Here is a 14,314-nt window from a genome sequence, read left to right on the forward strand (position 1 = left end):
GAAATGGACATGGTTCGACTTCGCTCACCATGTCCGTGGTTACCGAATCCGCACATACTTCCCGGGACCGGGGAGGGTTTGCCCCTTTTCCTGATGCCAGTCGGCGTTGCGTCGGCGGAGTCCTTTCAGGCGGTTCCCGTCCCACTCCCAATCGACCTGAAGGCGGTTTAACTTGCCGCCGGATTGGGGGGGGAGATGAAAGCTGTTAAACTGTGTCGTTCCCTTCCCGTCGGTCAAGGTCTGGATCTGAAGGGCGGTCCATTGGAGTTTCGATTGGTCCGGCAAGGTCTTGTCATTCTCAAAACTGTAGACCGCTTTGAATGAACCGGCTTCTTTTTTGAAAATCCGGAAGGTGGAGGCGGGGGTGATCCCGTAACCGTAGTAGTAGGTGACGAGCCAAACGGGAGGGGTGGTCTGCAGGGAATAGAACTTGGCCTCCACCGCCCCCAATTCGATCGGTTCTTCTTCTGTTTTATTTTTTTCCACCTTGATAATTTTTTCCCAGACAAACTGTTGGTTTAGTTTTTCGGCAGAAGCGCCATTCGGACCGCTCAACGCCTGCAAGACCTCTTCATCAAACCGGTCCCAGCACCGGGCGAGATCCTTTTCGGTAAAGGGATTGCCGTCGAGGACACTCTTGGCTTGGGAATCGGTCATATCCTTGATAAAGCCGGGCGAAAAGGCCAAGGGGGCTTCACCCAAGGCGGCCGGACTCCAGAGGATTACGAGCAAGGCTAAAATCTTTTTCATAAGGTTCTCACTTTCATAGGTCGTTGGTAACGGCCGGTTCGGTTTTCTCCCTCTGCCGAACAAATACAAAAGAGGGGGTGATGTTGTCAAATTGTTGCGGTGAAACATTTTTCAGGATCAGGACCTGGATCGGTGAAAAAGCGGGAAATTGGGCATCCGAGGTCCCGGCGTTGGCAGGGAATGTTTTGGTTTCCGATTCAAGGGCCTGCCGCAGGTTTTCGTACTGTTCTGCGGTGGGGGAGTAGAAGGCAAACGCGCCGCCCGTCGGGTCCTCCATCGCCTCGTTAAAGGCATCTGCGGCGGTCAGGACCGCCTGGTCATAGGCGGTATCCATATTTTCCTCCAGACCGACAACCTTTTCCCGGGAGGCGGCGGCGAGATATTTTTCATGCGTCGGGTCGTCCGGATTGACCGGAGAGAACTGATACCCCCCTTTGGAAGAGGCCTCAATCACCGCTTCATAGTGGGAGGTGGGGGGGGAGGAGTAGTAACGGGTTTTATCGGCGACAAAAAGCCCCGGAGACCCTTTTTCTTCGATCAGGGCGATCCGGTTCCGGATCACCGCCGAAACACCATCCGCTGACGGGCTCACGCTGGAGGGATCCACCTTTTTACCATCGGTTCCTGTCTTGGCCTCACCGGCCAGCTGTCCTCTCGCCTCGCCGATCAGGATCTGGATCAAGACCTGCGGCGGTGTGGTAACCTCGGTGATCAACGCCTGTTTTCCAGCCAAGGTATACCAGATCTGACCCAGACCGACCTTCTTGGGGATCACCCGCGCCCCACCGCCATCGGTGAAGGAATTGAAACCCTCGAGCGGTTGAAATTCAAACAGCTCTTTATCGCCGGTATCAAAGTCAACCGGCTGTCCCCCGGTATCCCCCTTGACAGAGACCTCGTCCATTCCGGGGCCGACCCCTCCCAGGGCCAGCGACAACTGATCTTCAGAATCCCTTTCGCGGGTCGGGACCACCTCGGTGGCTGTGGGGTCCGGGCTGTCAAACGCGCCGCAGGCTAAGAGGAAAAACAGCGTTGGGATGAGAAAAACGAATCTTTTCATCTTTCAGGCGGAAATCTAGCATAGTTTCATCCTTTTCTTCAAGAAGATCTTCATCCGCGGCGGACCTTGTCCGAAGCGGACTTAATGGATTGACTTGGGCCGGCCCATTCGGTTAAATCTCCAAGTTCATGACTAGCCACGCGATCAAAGGGATGAAAGACCTCTTCCCGCCGGAATCCGCCCTTTGGGTGGAGGTCGAATCGGTCGCCCGCGAACTCTTTGGCCGCTATGCCTATGAAGAGATTCGAACCCCTCTGGTGGAGGACAAGGCGCTCTTTGCCAGGACCCTTGGGGAGGCGACCGCCGTTGTTGAGAAGGAGATGTACGATTTTCAGGACAAGAAAGGGAAATGGATCGCCCTCCGCCCGGAAGGGACCGCTGGTGTGGTCCGGGCTTTTATTGAAAAGGGGCTGGCGGTCTCCGAGCCGACCTCCCGTTTTTTCTACTTCGGTCCGATGTTCCGCTATGAACAACCGCAACAGGGGCGCTACCGGCAATTTCACCAGATCGGTGTTGAGGTCTTTGGCCTGACCAGCCCGCTGGTGGATGCCGAGGTGATCCATATGGCCGATCTCTTTTTCAAAAAGCTCGGCCTTGAAGGGGTGATGCTGGAACTGAACTCCCTCGGTTGCCCCCTCTGCCGCCCCAAATTTTTGGCAGTCTTCACCGAGTTTTTAAAAAAGGTGGAGTCGTCCCTCTGCGAAGAGTGCCACCGGCGGACCAAGCAAAACCCGCTCCGGGCGCTCGATTGCAAGAATGAGGGATGCCTCAGGATCACAGCCGAGGCGCCGTCGATCCAGGACCACCTCTGCGACGCCTGCGAACAACAGTTTGATCATGTTCTGGAAGGACTCGGGGCGTTGGGGACTTCGTACAGAATCAATGCAAGGATCGTGCGCGGCCTGGACTACTACCTCCGCACCACTTTTGAGTTCACCACCACCGAACTGGGGGCCCAGAACGCCATCGCCGGCGGTGGCCGCTACGACGGCCTGGTCCACCTGCTCGGCGGACCGAATATCGCCGGGTTCGGTTTTGCGATCGGGATGGAACGTCTGATGGAACTTGTGATCAAGAAGAGGGGTGAAGTTCAAACGGCCGGGGCCCCAAGGCCCCACTCCGTTTTTATCGCCCCGTTGGGGGAGAAGGGACTCCGGGAAGGGTTCAAGCTGGCCCAAAAACTGCGGGACCAGGGGTTGGTGGTTGGGATGGATTATGAAGGCAAAAGCCTGAAATCCGCCATGCGGCGGGCCGACCGGATCGGCGCCAGTCACACCCTGATTTTGGGGGAGGACGAACTTAAAAAATCTGTGGTTCTGGTCAAAGAGATGGCCGGCGGGGCGCAAAAAGAGGTCCCGCTCGCGAAAATTTCGAAAGAGAGTTTCAAGGCGTGAGCGATTTCTTGAAAAAATTCAAACGGACCGATTCCTGCGGTGAACTGACCGGTCAGGATATTGGCAAGGAAGTGGTCTTGATGGGGTGGGTTGCCAACCGTCGCGACCATGGGGGGCTGATCTTTGTCGACCTGCGGGACCGGGCCGGGGTCACGCAGATTGTTTTTAACCCGGAGACAGACCCAAAGGTGCATGAGTTGGGGGGACACCTCCGGAGCGAATATGTGTTGGCGGTGAAGGGGAGGGTGGAGAAAAGACCGGCCGGGATGGAAAATAAAAAACTGGTGACCGGCGAGGTGGAGATCAAGGTCTCTTCCTTTGAACTGTTCAATCGGTCCAAGACGCCGCCGTTTGAGATCGCCGACCTGTGCGACGCGGGGGAGGATATCCGCCTCAAATACCGTTACCTGGACCTCCGCCGCCCTTCTCTGCAGAAAAATATCCTCCTCCGCCACAAGGCGTTGCAGGCGGTCCGGGCGCATCTTTCAAAAAATGGATTTATTGAAGTCGAGACGCCGGTCTTGACCCGGAGCACGCCGGAAGGGGCGCGCGATTACCTGGTCCCGGCCCGGCTCTCGCCCGGCAAATTTTACGCCCTGCCGCAATCGCCGCAACTTTTTAAACAGTTGTTGATGGTCTCCGGGTTTGACCGGTACTTTCAGATCGTCCGTTGCTTTCGGGATGAAGATTTGCGGGCCGACCGTCAGCCGGAGTTTACGCAAGTCGATATTGAGATGAGTTTCATCACCCCGGAGGATCTTTTTCCGATCATGGAAGGGTTGATTGCTGAGCTTTGGCAACTGGCGCTGGGGCAAAAGTTAACGGTGCCGTTCCAGCGGATCAGTTATCAGGAGGCGATTGAAAAGTACGGGGTCGATACGCCGGACCTCCGTTACGGCCTGGAGTTACAAGAGATCACCCGTATTTTTAAAGGTTCTGGCTTTAAAGTTTTTGCCGATGTCGTTGCCAAGGGAGGGATGGTGAAGGCACTCAAACTCTCCGGCGTTGAGCTTTCCCGGAAAGAGTTGGATGACCTGACCGCGTTTGTGGCGATTTACGGGGCGAAGGGGCTGGCCTGGATCAAGATCCTGCCGAACGAGTGGCAGTCGCCGATCGTCAAGTTTTTCTCCGATGCGGAAAAAACCTCTCTCAAGGCGGAGCTGAACCTGCAGGCGGGGGATATTCTTCTTTTTGTGGCGGATCAGCCAAAGGTGGTCAACGCGGCGCTCGGCAACCTGCGCAAAAACCTGGCCGCCAAACTGAAGCTCTACGACCCGGCCTCTTACGGGTTCGTTTGGGTCACTGATTTCCCGATGTTTGAATACAGCGAAGAGGAGAAACGGTTGGTGGCGGTCCATCACCCGTTCACTGCCCCGAAGGCTGAAGACATCCCTCTTCTGAAAACAACGCCCGAACGTTGCAGGGCGGAGGCGTACGATCTGGTGCTGAACGGCAACGAGATCGGTGGCGGGTCGATCCGGATCCATTCCCGTGAGGTGCAGAGCCAGGTCTTTGATCTCTTGAAAATCGGTGCGGAAGAGGCGCGTGAAAAATTTGGTTTTCTGCTCGAGGCGTTGGAGTACGGCGCCCCGCCGCACGGCGGGATCGCCTTTGGCCTCGACCGGATCCTGATGCTCCTCTCCGGGGCCGACTCCATCCGGGACGTGATCGCCTTCCCCAAGACCCAAAAAGGGACCGACCTGATGTGCGAAGCCCCCTCCACCGTCGCCACTAAACAACTGGACGAGTTGGGGATTCAGGTGAAGAAGAAGTAGGGGACATGGTGAGCGAAGTCGAACCATAATCGCTATAGTCTCAGGTTCACTAAAAGATTGCGTTATTTTAGAAATATGCCATTATGTAAAACAATAAGGGTCCTTATTTTAGTTTCCAAAATAGTGCCATGAAGAGAAAAAACACTGGAAATCATGTTGTTACGACAGTTGCCGGTGAGAATGTTCGTGCCTTTGTCCCGAACCCTTTGCCCCCGGATCCACCCATTGTTTGGTCCGCCGAGCTGGTGCAAAAGCAGGAAGAAGCGGCCATCGCGTTGGGTCGTCTCGACAGCATGACCTCCTTTTTGCCCGAGCCTTCATTGTTTTTATACAGCTATGTTCGAAAGGAAGCGGTTCTCTCTTCCCAAATCGAAGGGACTCAATCTTCTCTGTCGGATCTTTTGGCATTTGAAAATGCCGAATCTCCGGGGCTTCCTGAGAACAGTGATGTCGTTGAGGTATCAAATTACGTTTCAGCCATGGAACACGGCCTTAAACGGTTGCGTGGGGATTTCCCTCTCTGTTTGAGATTGATTCGTGAAATTCACGAGATCCTTCTCTCCAAAGGTCGTGGGCACGCAAAACAACCGGGAGCCTTTCGGACTTCTCAAAACTGGATTGGCGGCACAAGACCTGGCAACGCCGTTTATGTTCCTCCACCACACCACGCGCTTTCTGATTGCCTTGGTTCTTTTGAAAAATTTCTTTATGATGAAAAAATCCCCGTTCTCGAAAAAGCGGCCTTGGCCCATGTGCAGTTTGAAACCATCCATCCTTTCCTGGATGGCAACGGTCGTGTCGGACGCCTGTTGATCACCCTGCTTATGTGTTGGCAGGGGGCCCTTCACCAGCCACTTCTTTATTTGAGCCTTTATTTCAAAAAACACCGGTCTGTTTATTACGACTTGCTACAAAAAGTTCGTGTTGACGGGGATTGGGAAGCTTGGCTTGCTTTTTTCTTTGAAGGGGTTCGTGAAACAGCGGATGGTGCGGTCAAGACAGCAAAGAGTTTGTTGTCCCTCTACGAAAAAGACCGGCAACGGCTTTTGGGCAAAAGGCGTGTGGCGGGCTCCATACTCCGGGTGCATCATTATTTTCAAGTCTCGCCCCTCTGTTCCCCCAATCGGGTTGCCGAGGCCCTGAAACTTTCCCCCGCAACCGCGAACAAGGCTCTCGCTTATTTACAGGAAATGAAAATCCTGGGCGAAATTACGGGCAAACAAAGGGACCGGTTATTTTCGTATCATCAGTATTTGAAGATCCTGAATGAAGGAACAGAGGTGGGAAGTTAGACGAGCTGGGGATACAGGTGAAGAAGAAATAAGTTTATCCCTGTTCCCTCTCCATTTAGGGAGAGGGTCGGGGTGAGGGGGAGTAGTGGATTTGGCCAGAAGATCAGTGGGTTGGGGGTGTACCCGGTAGGGTTTTTTCAGGTGAAGAAGAAGTAGGGGAGGGGGAGTGAAGGAGATGGTGTGCTTGATCAAGCCAAAATAGGATACTGAACGCAGTGCGTTCATTTTTGAGAATATGAGAAAAAAGAATACAACTTTAACCGTTAAAAAAGATGCCCAGATACTCCGACAGGGATTTTACTCCCAAGTGCGGGGTGTAATTCACGACGCAAGGGGCAAGGCATACAGGGCCGTCAATCTCATTATGGTTGAGGCTTATTGGAATGTAGGCCGGCTAATTCTCGAAGAAGAACAGCATGGAAAAAAACGGGCGGATTACGGCTCCTTTCTCATCGGATCACTTGCCAAGCGCTTAACTCAAGAGTTCGGCCAAGGATTTGATGAACGCAACCTGTGGTACATGCGCTCTTTCTACGAAGGATTCCCAATTCTGAACGCACTGCGTTCAGAATTGAGCTGGACGCATTATCGTTTGTTGCTTCGGGTAGAAAATAAACAGGCGCGTGCATGGTATGTGAATGAAGCCTCCGAGGGGCATTGGTCTACACGTCAATTGGAGCGCCAGATTAATGCTCTTTACTACGAGCGTCTTCTAGCTAGCAAAAACAAAAAATCGGTTTGCAAAGAAGCATCAGGAAAATTAGCACAAGTAGAACCCGAACAATTCATTCGTGATCCCTACGTGTTGGAATTCCTTAATCTGAAAGATTACCCCGGCCTTCGTGAAGCGGAATTGGAGAAAGCCATCATCGATAACTTACAAAATTTTTTACTGGAGCTTGGCAAAGGTTTTTCCTTCGTGGCTAGGCAAAAGCGCATGCGATTTGAAGATGAAAATTTCTATGTGGATTTGGTTTTCTACAATTACATCCTCAAATGTTTTGTTCTCATCGATTTGAAAATCGGAAAGCTCGCCCACCAGGATATCGGCCAAATGGACAGCTATGTGCGTATGTTCGAACAGCATTGCCGCGGGGAGCAAGACAACCCGACGATCGGATTGATTCTTTGCTCCAAGAAAAATGAGGCCGTGGCAAAATATTCAGTGCTTCAGGATAGTAAACAGATCTTCGCATCCAAATATAAATTGTACCTCCCAACTGAGCAGGAGTGGATTGAAGAATTGGAGCATGAACGAACCCTAATTGAGCAGAAGCAAAAATTGCTCAAGGGAGATTAAATGTGTGGAGCCGTTTCAATTCAGTATGATCCTGCCCTCAAAGAGGGTTATAACTTTGATCCCCTCGCCCCTTGCGACCGAAGGGAGTCCCTGTGGGAGGGAGAGGGAGAGGGTTAGGGAGAGGGGAGTAGTGGATTTGGCTAGAAGATCAGTGGTTTGGGGGGGTACCCGGTACAGAGTTTTCCAGAGTTTTTGGTACAGAGTTTCTAATTTGGAAAAAATAAATTCATAGATATGCAAATTTCAAAAGCAAAATTGTTAACTGGTGAAGAGATCCCATTCGGTGACTTTAATGTCTTCGTTGGCGGAAATGGAGTCGGCAAGACTACCTTTCTTATGGAGCTGTTCTCTAAGTCAGCGGGCGTTCAAAGAAATAAATACTTTTGGATTCAGGAACCTAATTATTCAACGAAAGATATTGCAACTGACATGCAACTTCTCAAGTCATCGCTGTCAAAACAATACGAAGGAACGAATCTTTTCTATCATTCCCATGCTGTGAAGAAAATAGACGGCACTGTTGATATAGAAAATAATTTGAGGTTTTCACCAAGCGAAGTCAAACAAATGGAGTCTCAAAATAATCAGTCCCTATTAAATGAAATGAAATACAGGAGGCCTTTTATTGCCTTCGCAAGTTGCGAAGCCCGTCTTAGCTTGCCAGATCAGGTTGGCAAAGTAGGTTATGACCAACTGCCTCAGGACCCTATTAATGTCCTTCATCGTAACAGAAATCTTCTTAAAGAAATTGACGGAACGATACAGGAGATTTTCAAATTTAACTTTACCCTGCTCGATCATACCGGGAATAAGTTGTATTTGGGTTTGTCTGATGAGAATCCTCCTGCCTTTAGTTCAAGCGCAAATAATCTTCAGGATGAGTACGAAAAGATTCAAAGCTGGAAGGATAAAAAATTCACCGTCCTGTCAGAGACAGGGCATGGCATAAGAAGCATGATCCGATTGCTTACCAGTCTTCTCGAGCCCGTAAATCAGGTCATCATGATAGACGAACCAGAGATGCATCTTTATCCATCGCAAAAGAGATGGCTGGGGAAACAATTGGTGAGTCTTGCAAAAAATCAAAAGAAGCAGGTGTTTGTTGTAACGCACGACCCGATGGTTCTGCAGGGAATCCTGGATGCTAATACTAAAACAAGTGTGTTCCGTATTGAACGCAAAGCCGGAGCCAATGGAAATGTTAAAGTTTGTGAATTGAACTGGATGGCTGATGCCAATGCCATGAGAAATCAAGACCAATTTTTACAGGGATTATTTTATCAGCGATGCATTGTTGTGGAGGGTGCCTCGGATCGGTCTTTTTATCAAAATATGATGGAAGCTTTTGATGAAACCTCGGACAAAGATCTTGGCTTTGTCGCCTGCGGTGGCAAAGGTGGCACGAAACATATGGCGAGCATGGCCTCTAAAGTGGGCTTAAAGTCAGCCTTCATTTACGACTTTGACGCAATTCTGTTTGAAACAAAATTAGTACAAGAAGTCTATTCTCTCTTGGGTGGTAGTGATGATCCTATATCAAAAATAGAGAGTCTGCTAAATCAAAAAGATGAAATCAAGAATGCTGGCGATCAATCAATAAGGAACAGAGCAATTAAGGAAGTCGTCGGCTACAGGGACAAAGCAGGCATCACCAGTGATTGGGCTACCCAAAATAAAGCAACATTTGGTTTAGTTATTGATGCGCTGTCTCAGAAGGGAATTTTTATCGTCCCCAAAGGTACGCTTGAATCATGGGCACCGGAGGTTGAGCCAAAGGTCAGGTTTGCTGAATTGGCTCCAGGGGCTATCAGAGCGGATACGGCTCTAAATCAAGAGTTTAAAAACTTTGCAAAAAAGGTGCTGGAATATTTGGATATTTCCTTGGGATGAATACCCAAAAATGGTACCGGGTACATACTCAACACCCTAATTTTTGCTAGAAACTCCCTAGAAGAACAAGATAGACATTATTTCCAGGCTACGTTAGAAGTCCACTCAGGATGAGGGGGCACTTCAAGTCTAGAGTTCGATCTTTTCTTCTTCCGTTATTTCTTTTAATCACTCTTGGTACAGCGGTCAGCGGATTAGCCGAAACAGAGGTTTATTTTAATCTCAGCAATTTCAAAGTGCATAAGCTAACGTGTACGTGGGGAAAGAAGTGCACGAAAAATTGCGTTATTATTCACCGATCCGAGGCTTACAAACGGGGCGGGGTGCCATGCAAGGTGTGCGGGGGGTAATATTATGAAGATATTTCAGTGGTTTGGGGGTGTGCCCGGTACAGTTTTTTCTAAACAAATGAAACTTTAAGTTAGATGTGTACCCGGTACAGCTATTCCCTTTTCTTCAATTACACGTTGCACTAAATCTGCCGGATTCGTGAATGAGCCCCTTGCACTTCGTGGTTTGAGGGACAACGGTGTTTTGTAAAACTTGGTTCTGCATTTGTGTAACTGATGCATTTATTAGTTGTTGTTGCTGTAAAAGTTGTGACTGTACAGCCGCTGCATTCTGATTTTGTATCATTATTGCTTGTAGTAAGAATTGCTGTCTTTGCTGTTGTTGATTTATAAAATTAGATTGCATTAAACAACCCCCCTTATTGCCAAGAGAGCATGCTCGCTCAGCCATTCTAATCGCAACATCGTAATCTCCGGTCTGGTTATATGCGGCAGCAACAATCAAACAATCTTTACTGTTTCCTTTATCACAATTAATTACCGCTTTAGCTAAGCGCCGCTCATGTTGTTCTTTATTTTTTGCCATTTGAATATTCTCCTTTGCTTGTACAACCAATTGGCAAGCGGCATCATTCTTTAAAGAACAAGCTTTTTGAAGGTTTTTTAGTAATAGTTTATCATCATTGCCCGATCTGTAGGCCAGTTCTATGCAGGCATTAGAACCTTTTGCTTCACATTTACTTTTGACTTCATCATCTGTCATTTGAACAAGCGCAGGACAGTTGACCATCACAACATCAACTTCTTCAAGGCTAGGTTTTCCCTCGATAGCTACATAATTAGCTCCAACTTTAGCACCAGCATTTCTTACCTCATTAGCACTATCATTTAACCTAGCCCGCTGCAGAGCCTGACAAAATGGACGTATGGCTTCAGACCTTATAATACTAACCCTACTGCCGGCTCCTGTCAGAAACTCCACACAGCCGGGGATAAAGATTAAAATCCAAAAAGAAACAAGCAGGGAGAAAGAAATTTTTCTCATAAAACAACCTCCATTTATTGCTTAATACTAATAAATTCGTACCTGTGAATTCAACCTTTAAGCGCAACACTCCTGTTGGAATACTTCAGAAGGGGTTTTGAAGGCAAGAGAAGAAAAACCGAAAACCGTACCAGGGAAAACCGTACCAGGTACACTCCTAACACCCTAAAAAGTCGTAAGATTTTCACTGAATTGTCTTTTCCCTCCTCTTCGATGAACATAACTGGTATAACTGCGAAAGTGAGAACAACCGGTGCCAGGCACGCCTAGAAATCATTGAAAAATAACAAGAAGCATTGGAAATCCCCTGTGCATAACCCAAGTTCTCTCCGAATCTATCAGAATTCAACTTATGCAATTCGCATTATTTTATTTCAATTTACATAAATATGCATAACCTGTTGAATAACAATGATTAAACGCCAGATTTTAACCCAGATTCAGCGAGCAACCTGTATTTCTTCAGGGATTCCAATGACAACGAGGTGGACATCATCATGGAAACACCACCGGGTCTCACCGCCATTGAGATCAAATCCGGACAAACCATTGTCTCAGATTTCTGGAAAGGATTGAATTATTTCTCAGGAGTCCCGACTCAAAAAATAGAAGTCAAAAAATTTCTCGTATACGGTGGCACCGAAAAGCAAGAACGCAGTAGCGGGACTGCGATTGGATTTAGGAATTCCGGGGACACAACACCTAACTCCTAATTAAGTACCGTGTCCCCCCTTCGCTCTTTGAGCTACGGATGCAGAATTTCTTTTCCCTCCTCTTTTGGTATAACCAGCGCAACTTGTAAAGGAGGCCCAGATGCCAAAAACAGCATTGAAGGGGTAGATGGTGGGGGCGCATGAGGTCCCGATCGGCGCCAATGGGGTCGGGTTCCTGATCTCTCTCGGACTCGCCGTCTGGATGTTCAAGGTACAGAAAGGGTAGCTGGTTGTTGACAAGGGCCCCTCCGCGGCATACCTTCAAACCTCAAAACAGGAGCTCTTGTGAAAACTTTTCTGAAGTTATTCATGGTGGGTGTCAGTTCTCTTTTTCTTTCCTGTATGGTGAGTACCCCTGACACAAACACTCCCTCAACCTCAACCCCAACCCCAACCTGTGCCAAGGGGGATATCTCCTGCTATTTGGAAAATATCTATATCATTGGTCCGGATGGCAAGAATGTCCCCATCGTGATCATTAAAAGCGCTGTGGCGCCGACCTCCACCTCAACGAGTAACCCATCCCGCACCCCTCGATTTACGAGGATTAATGGGAAGACCATCACCACCACCACGACAACAACGATTACCTTCGCGTCACTCACCGATACTTTGGAATCATCTCCCTTTAATTGGACCTTTGATGACCCCACCGGATGCACCCCGGGGCTTTGCTTTAGTTGCCCCCCGAAGGCTAAATGTGCCAGCATGGCTTGCACTCGTGGGACTGTGGGCGATGGCAAGTTGGTTGGGTCTGTTATTAATTCGGTAGGGTATAAAACTGAACCGGCAGAGACCACCACAACGGACACTCTTGATTTACAAGTCCAACCGGTTGTGGGCCAGGATGCCTCCGGTAATTGTACAGACCCTATTGATGACACGACGGATCCTGAAAATCCGGTCTTGGCCAGTACCGATCTTGTGGGGGACCCCGTGGAGACAACAACAAACATTGTTGGAGCCGATGCCCCCGGAGGGGCTAATACTGGAAGTGGGGGAAGCAGTGGTGGTAAAACTGTCCCTTCCGGGGGGACGGTCAGCACCAGTTGCAGTGCCTCGGGGAGTCAGTCGGGATATTCAGGAGGGACTTGTCAGTCGGTCAACTCGGTCTGTGGGGGGACAACGCTCTCGGCCTGTACCATTTATGATTCCAAGAATAATTGTACCGGGGCTTATTACATCGTCAATGGTGTGACCTTTCCCTGCGCGAGTTGTAGTTCTTGTGAGGCCGCCGCTCAATTGGGGGCCAATTACTGTGTCTGCTTGATAGCAGGCAATTAGTTCTTACTTTGTACTGGTTAACTCATCATCTTCAGCCCCAGCCCGATAGCGAGCAGGCCGCAGAGAACACTCAAGACAATATTCAGCGAGGCGAGGAAGAGTTCGTGCCTTTGGAACAGATAGATTGTTTCCAGACCAAAGGCGGAGAATGTCGTGAAGCCGCCCAAGAGGCCGGTAAAGAGAAAAATCCGGGTCTCCGGGCCGAAGAGATCCTGCTTTTCCACAAGACCGGCGAGCAGGCCGGCGGCGAGACAACCGACAATGTTGACCAGCAGGGTCCCGGCCGGGAATTTCCAATCAGAGGTATGGTGCAACACCAGGCCGCCGAGTTTATACCGCGCGACGGCACCGAGGCCGCCGCCGATCCCGATAGTCAGCAGATGTTTCATGCCGTGAGGTTATCCTCCGAGGAGGTACGCAAACATCAGCGGGGCGACGATCGAGGCGTCCGATTCGATCACAAAACGGGGGGTGGAACCATCCAGTTTGCCCCAGGTGATCTTTTCGTTCGGGACGGCGCCGGAGTAAGAGCCGTAGGAGGTGGTGGAGTCCGAGATCTGGCAGAAATAACCCCAGTATTTGGCCTTCTGCTTCAAATCCTGATTGATCAGCGGCACCACGCAGATCGGAAAATCCCCCGCGATCCCGCCGCCGATCTGGAAAAAACCGATGGAGGCACGGGTGCTGTTTTCTTTGTACCAGTCGACGAGGCAGGCCATCAGGTGCAGACCGGATTTGACAAGACCGAAATCGGACAGTTTCTTTTTGATCACGTTCGCCACAAAGACATTCCCCAGGGTGGAGTCCTCCCAGCCCGGCACAAAAATCGGCAGCTTCTTTTCGCAGGCGGCGATCATCCAGGAATCGCGCGGGTCGATCTGGTAACTCTTGGCGAGGGTGCCGCTCTCGAGGAGTTGGTAGAGGTATTCGTGGGGGAACCAACTCTTTTTTTCCTTGTCCGCCTTTTGCCAGAAGTGCAACAGCTCCCGTTCGATCCGGCGCATCGCCTCTTCTTCCGGGATGCAGGTATCGGTCACCCGGTTCATCCCGCGGTCGCGGAGTTTCACTTCCTCCTCGGCGGTGAGGTGGCGGTAGTGCGGGACCCGTTCGTAATGTTCGTGCGCGACGAGGTTGAAAATATCCTCTTCCAGATTGGCGCCGGTACAGCAGATCGCCTGGACCTTGTCCCGGCGGATCATCTCGGCCAATGTCACGCCGATCTCACCGGTGCTCATGGCGCCAGCGAGCGTCATGAACATCTTCCCCCCTTTTTTGCAAAAGTCTTCGTAGGCCTCGGCCGCATCAACGACAACCGCCGCATTGAAATGGCGGAAATGATTTTTGATGAACGCCCTGACCGCCTGGTAGTCCCGAGAATCGGGAAGGGGGAAACTTTGTTTGTCTAGGACCCGGGCACGCTCCACGCAGTTCATTTTTAATGGAAAATCAGATTTTAGTCAAGATTATCCGTAACCACGCCTATGTTGACGCGTTTGATCAAATCCGTTAGGGTCGTCGGTG

The 14,314-nt window shown here is 50.2% G+C and carries 12 protein-coding genes; 7 read left to right on the plus strand and 5 right to left on the minus strand.

The window, feature by feature from the left end; translation table 11 throughout:
• Positions 1–39 precede the first annotated feature (39 nt).
• Both HYS22_07365 and HYS22_07370 read right to left on the minus strand, forming a co-directional pair.
• The gene (locus HYS22_07365) at positions 40–750 is read right to left on the minus strand and encodes a hypothetical protein (protein MBI1909970.1); all 711 of its coding nucleotides are present in this window, start codon (positions 748–750) and stop codon (positions 40–42) included.
• Between the two features lie 13 nt (positions 751–763).
• On the minus strand, positions 764–1,810 hold the full coding sequence (locus HYS22_07370; protein MBI1909971.1) for a hypothetical protein: 1,047 nt from the start codon (positions 1,808–1,810) through the stop codon (positions 764–766).
• Between the two features lie 128 nt (positions 1,811–1,938).
• Between HYS22_07370 and HYS22_07375 the strand changes: the two genes are divergently transcribed.
• From HYS22_07375 to HYS22_07395, 5 genes are all read left to right on the plus strand, one after another.
• Positions 1,939–3,204, plus strand: a complete 1,266-nt coding sequence (locus HYS22_07375; GenBank protein MBI1909972.1) for a histidine--tRNA ligase — start codon at positions 1,939–1,941, stop codon at positions 3,202–3,204.
• A complete protein-coding gene (aspS, locus tag HYS22_07380; GenBank protein MBI1909973.1) occupies positions 3,201–4,979 on the plus strand; it encodes an aspartate--tRNA ligase in 1,779 nt (592 codons plus the stop codon). The genes HYS22_07375 and aspS overlap by 4 nt, the downstream gene beginning before the upstream one ends.
• 128 nt (positions 4,980–5,107) lie before the next feature.
• Positions 5,108–6,271: a Fic family protein gene (locus HYS22_07385; GenBank protein ID MBI1909974.1), complete on the plus strand. Its 1,164-nt coding sequence runs from the start codon at positions 5,108–5,110 to the stop codon at positions 6,269–6,271.
• Between the two features lie 235 nt (positions 6,272–6,506).
• Entirely contained in the window at positions 6,507–7,571 is a 1,065-nt protein-coding gene (locus HYS22_07390; protein ID MBI1909975.1) for a DUF1016 domain-containing protein, read from the plus strand.
• A 234-nt stretch (positions 7,572–7,805) separates the two neighbouring features.
• The gene (locus HYS22_07395; protein MBI1909976.1) at positions 7,806–9,461 is read left to right on the plus strand and encodes an AAA family ATPase; all 1,656 of its coding nucleotides are present in this window, start codon (positions 7,806–7,808) and stop codon (positions 9,459–9,461) included.
• A gap of 456 nt (positions 9,462–9,917) precedes the next feature.
• Here the strand turns inward: HYS22_07395 and HYS22_07400 are convergent, their stop codons facing one another.
• A complete protein-coding gene (locus tag HYS22_07400) occupies positions 9,918–10,796 on the minus strand; it encodes a hypothetical protein (protein ID MBI1909977.1) in 879 nt (292 codons plus the stop codon).
• A gap of 497 nt (positions 10,797–11,293) precedes the next feature.
• On the opposite strand from HYS22_07400, the gene HYS22_07405 reads away from it, so the two are divergent.
• Together HYS22_07405 and HYS22_07410 are read left to right on the plus strand one after the other, a co-directional pair.
• Positions 11,294–11,509 carry a hypothetical protein gene (locus HYS22_07405; GenBank protein ID MBI1909978.1) on the plus strand — a complete coding sequence of 72 codons (216 nt, stop codon included), beginning with the start codon at positions 11,294–11,296 and terminating at the stop codon, positions 11,507–11,509.
• A gap of 285 nt (positions 11,510–11,794) precedes the next feature.
• Positions 11,795–12,793, plus strand: coding sequence for a hypothetical protein (locus tag HYS22_07410; GenBank protein ID MBI1909979.1), 999 nt, complete (start codon positions 11,795–11,797; stop codon positions 12,791–12,793).
• A 17-nt stretch (positions 12,794–12,810) separates the two neighbouring features.
• On the opposite strand, the gene crcB is transcribed toward HYS22_07410, so the two are convergent.
• Together crcB and HYS22_07420 are read right to left on the minus strand one after the other, a co-directional pair.
• Positions 12,811–13,182 carry a fluoride efflux transporter CrcB gene (gene crcB / locus HYS22_07415; GenBank protein ID MBI1909980.1) on the minus strand — a complete coding sequence of 124 codons (372 nt, stop codon included), beginning with the start codon at positions 13,180–13,182 and terminating at the stop codon, positions 12,811–12,813.
• A 9-nt stretch (positions 13,183–13,191) separates the two neighbouring features.
• The gene (locus HYS22_07420) at positions 13,192–14,226 is read right to left on the minus strand and encodes a deoxyhypusine synthase family protein (GenBank protein ID MBI1909981.1); all 1,035 of its coding nucleotides are present in this window, start codon (positions 14,224–14,226) and stop codon (positions 13,192–13,194) included.
• Positions 14,227–14,314 lie beyond the last annotated feature (88 nt).

Source organism: Deltaproteobacteria bacterium, from assembly GCA_016177765.1.
Lineage (GTDB): Bacteria > UBA10199 > UBA10199 > JACPAL01 > JACOUP01 > JACOUP01.

Excerpts from the sequence above, each read along its gene's own strand:
- crcB (MBI1909980.1), bottom strand. The coding sequence starts at position 13,182 with ATGAAACATCTGCTGACTATCGGGATCGGCGGCGGCCTCGGTGCCGTC.
- HYS22_07365 (MBI1909970.1), bottom strand. The coding sequence starts at position 750 with ATGAAAAAGATTTTAGCCTTGCTCGTAATCCTCTGGAGTCCGGCCGCC.
- HYS22_07390 (MBI1909975.1), top strand. The coding sequence starts at position 6,507 with ATGAGAAAAAAGAATACAACTTTAACCGTTAAAAAAGATGCCCAGATA.
- HYS22_07420 (MBI1909981.1), bottom strand. The coding sequence starts at position 14,226 with ATGAACTGCGTGGAGCGTGCCCGGGTCCTAGACAAACAAAGTTTCCCC.
- HYS22_07385 (MBI1909974.1), top strand. The coding sequence starts at position 5,108 with ATGAAGAGAAAAAACACTGGAAATCATGTTGTTACGACAGTTGCCGGT.
- HYS22_07405 (MBI1909978.1), top strand. The coding sequence starts at position 11,294 with ATGGAAACACCACCGGGTCTCACCGCCATTGAGATCAAATCCGGACAA.
- HYS22_07375 (MBI1909972.1), top strand. The coding sequence starts at position 1,939 with ATGACTAGCCACGCGATCAAAGGGATGAAAGACCTCTTCCCGCCGGAA.
- HYS22_07400 (MBI1909977.1), bottom strand. The coding sequence starts at position 10,796 with ATGAGAAAAATTTCTTTCTCCCTGCTTGTTTCTTTTTGGATTTTAATC.
- HYS22_07395 (MBI1909976.1), top strand. The coding sequence starts at position 7,806 with ATGCAAATTTCAAAAGCAAAATTGTTAACTGGTGAAGAGATCCCATTC.
- HYS22_07370 (MBI1909971.1), bottom strand. The coding sequence starts at position 1,810 with ATGAAAAGATTCGTTTTTCTCATCCCAACGCTGTTTTTCCTCTTAGCC.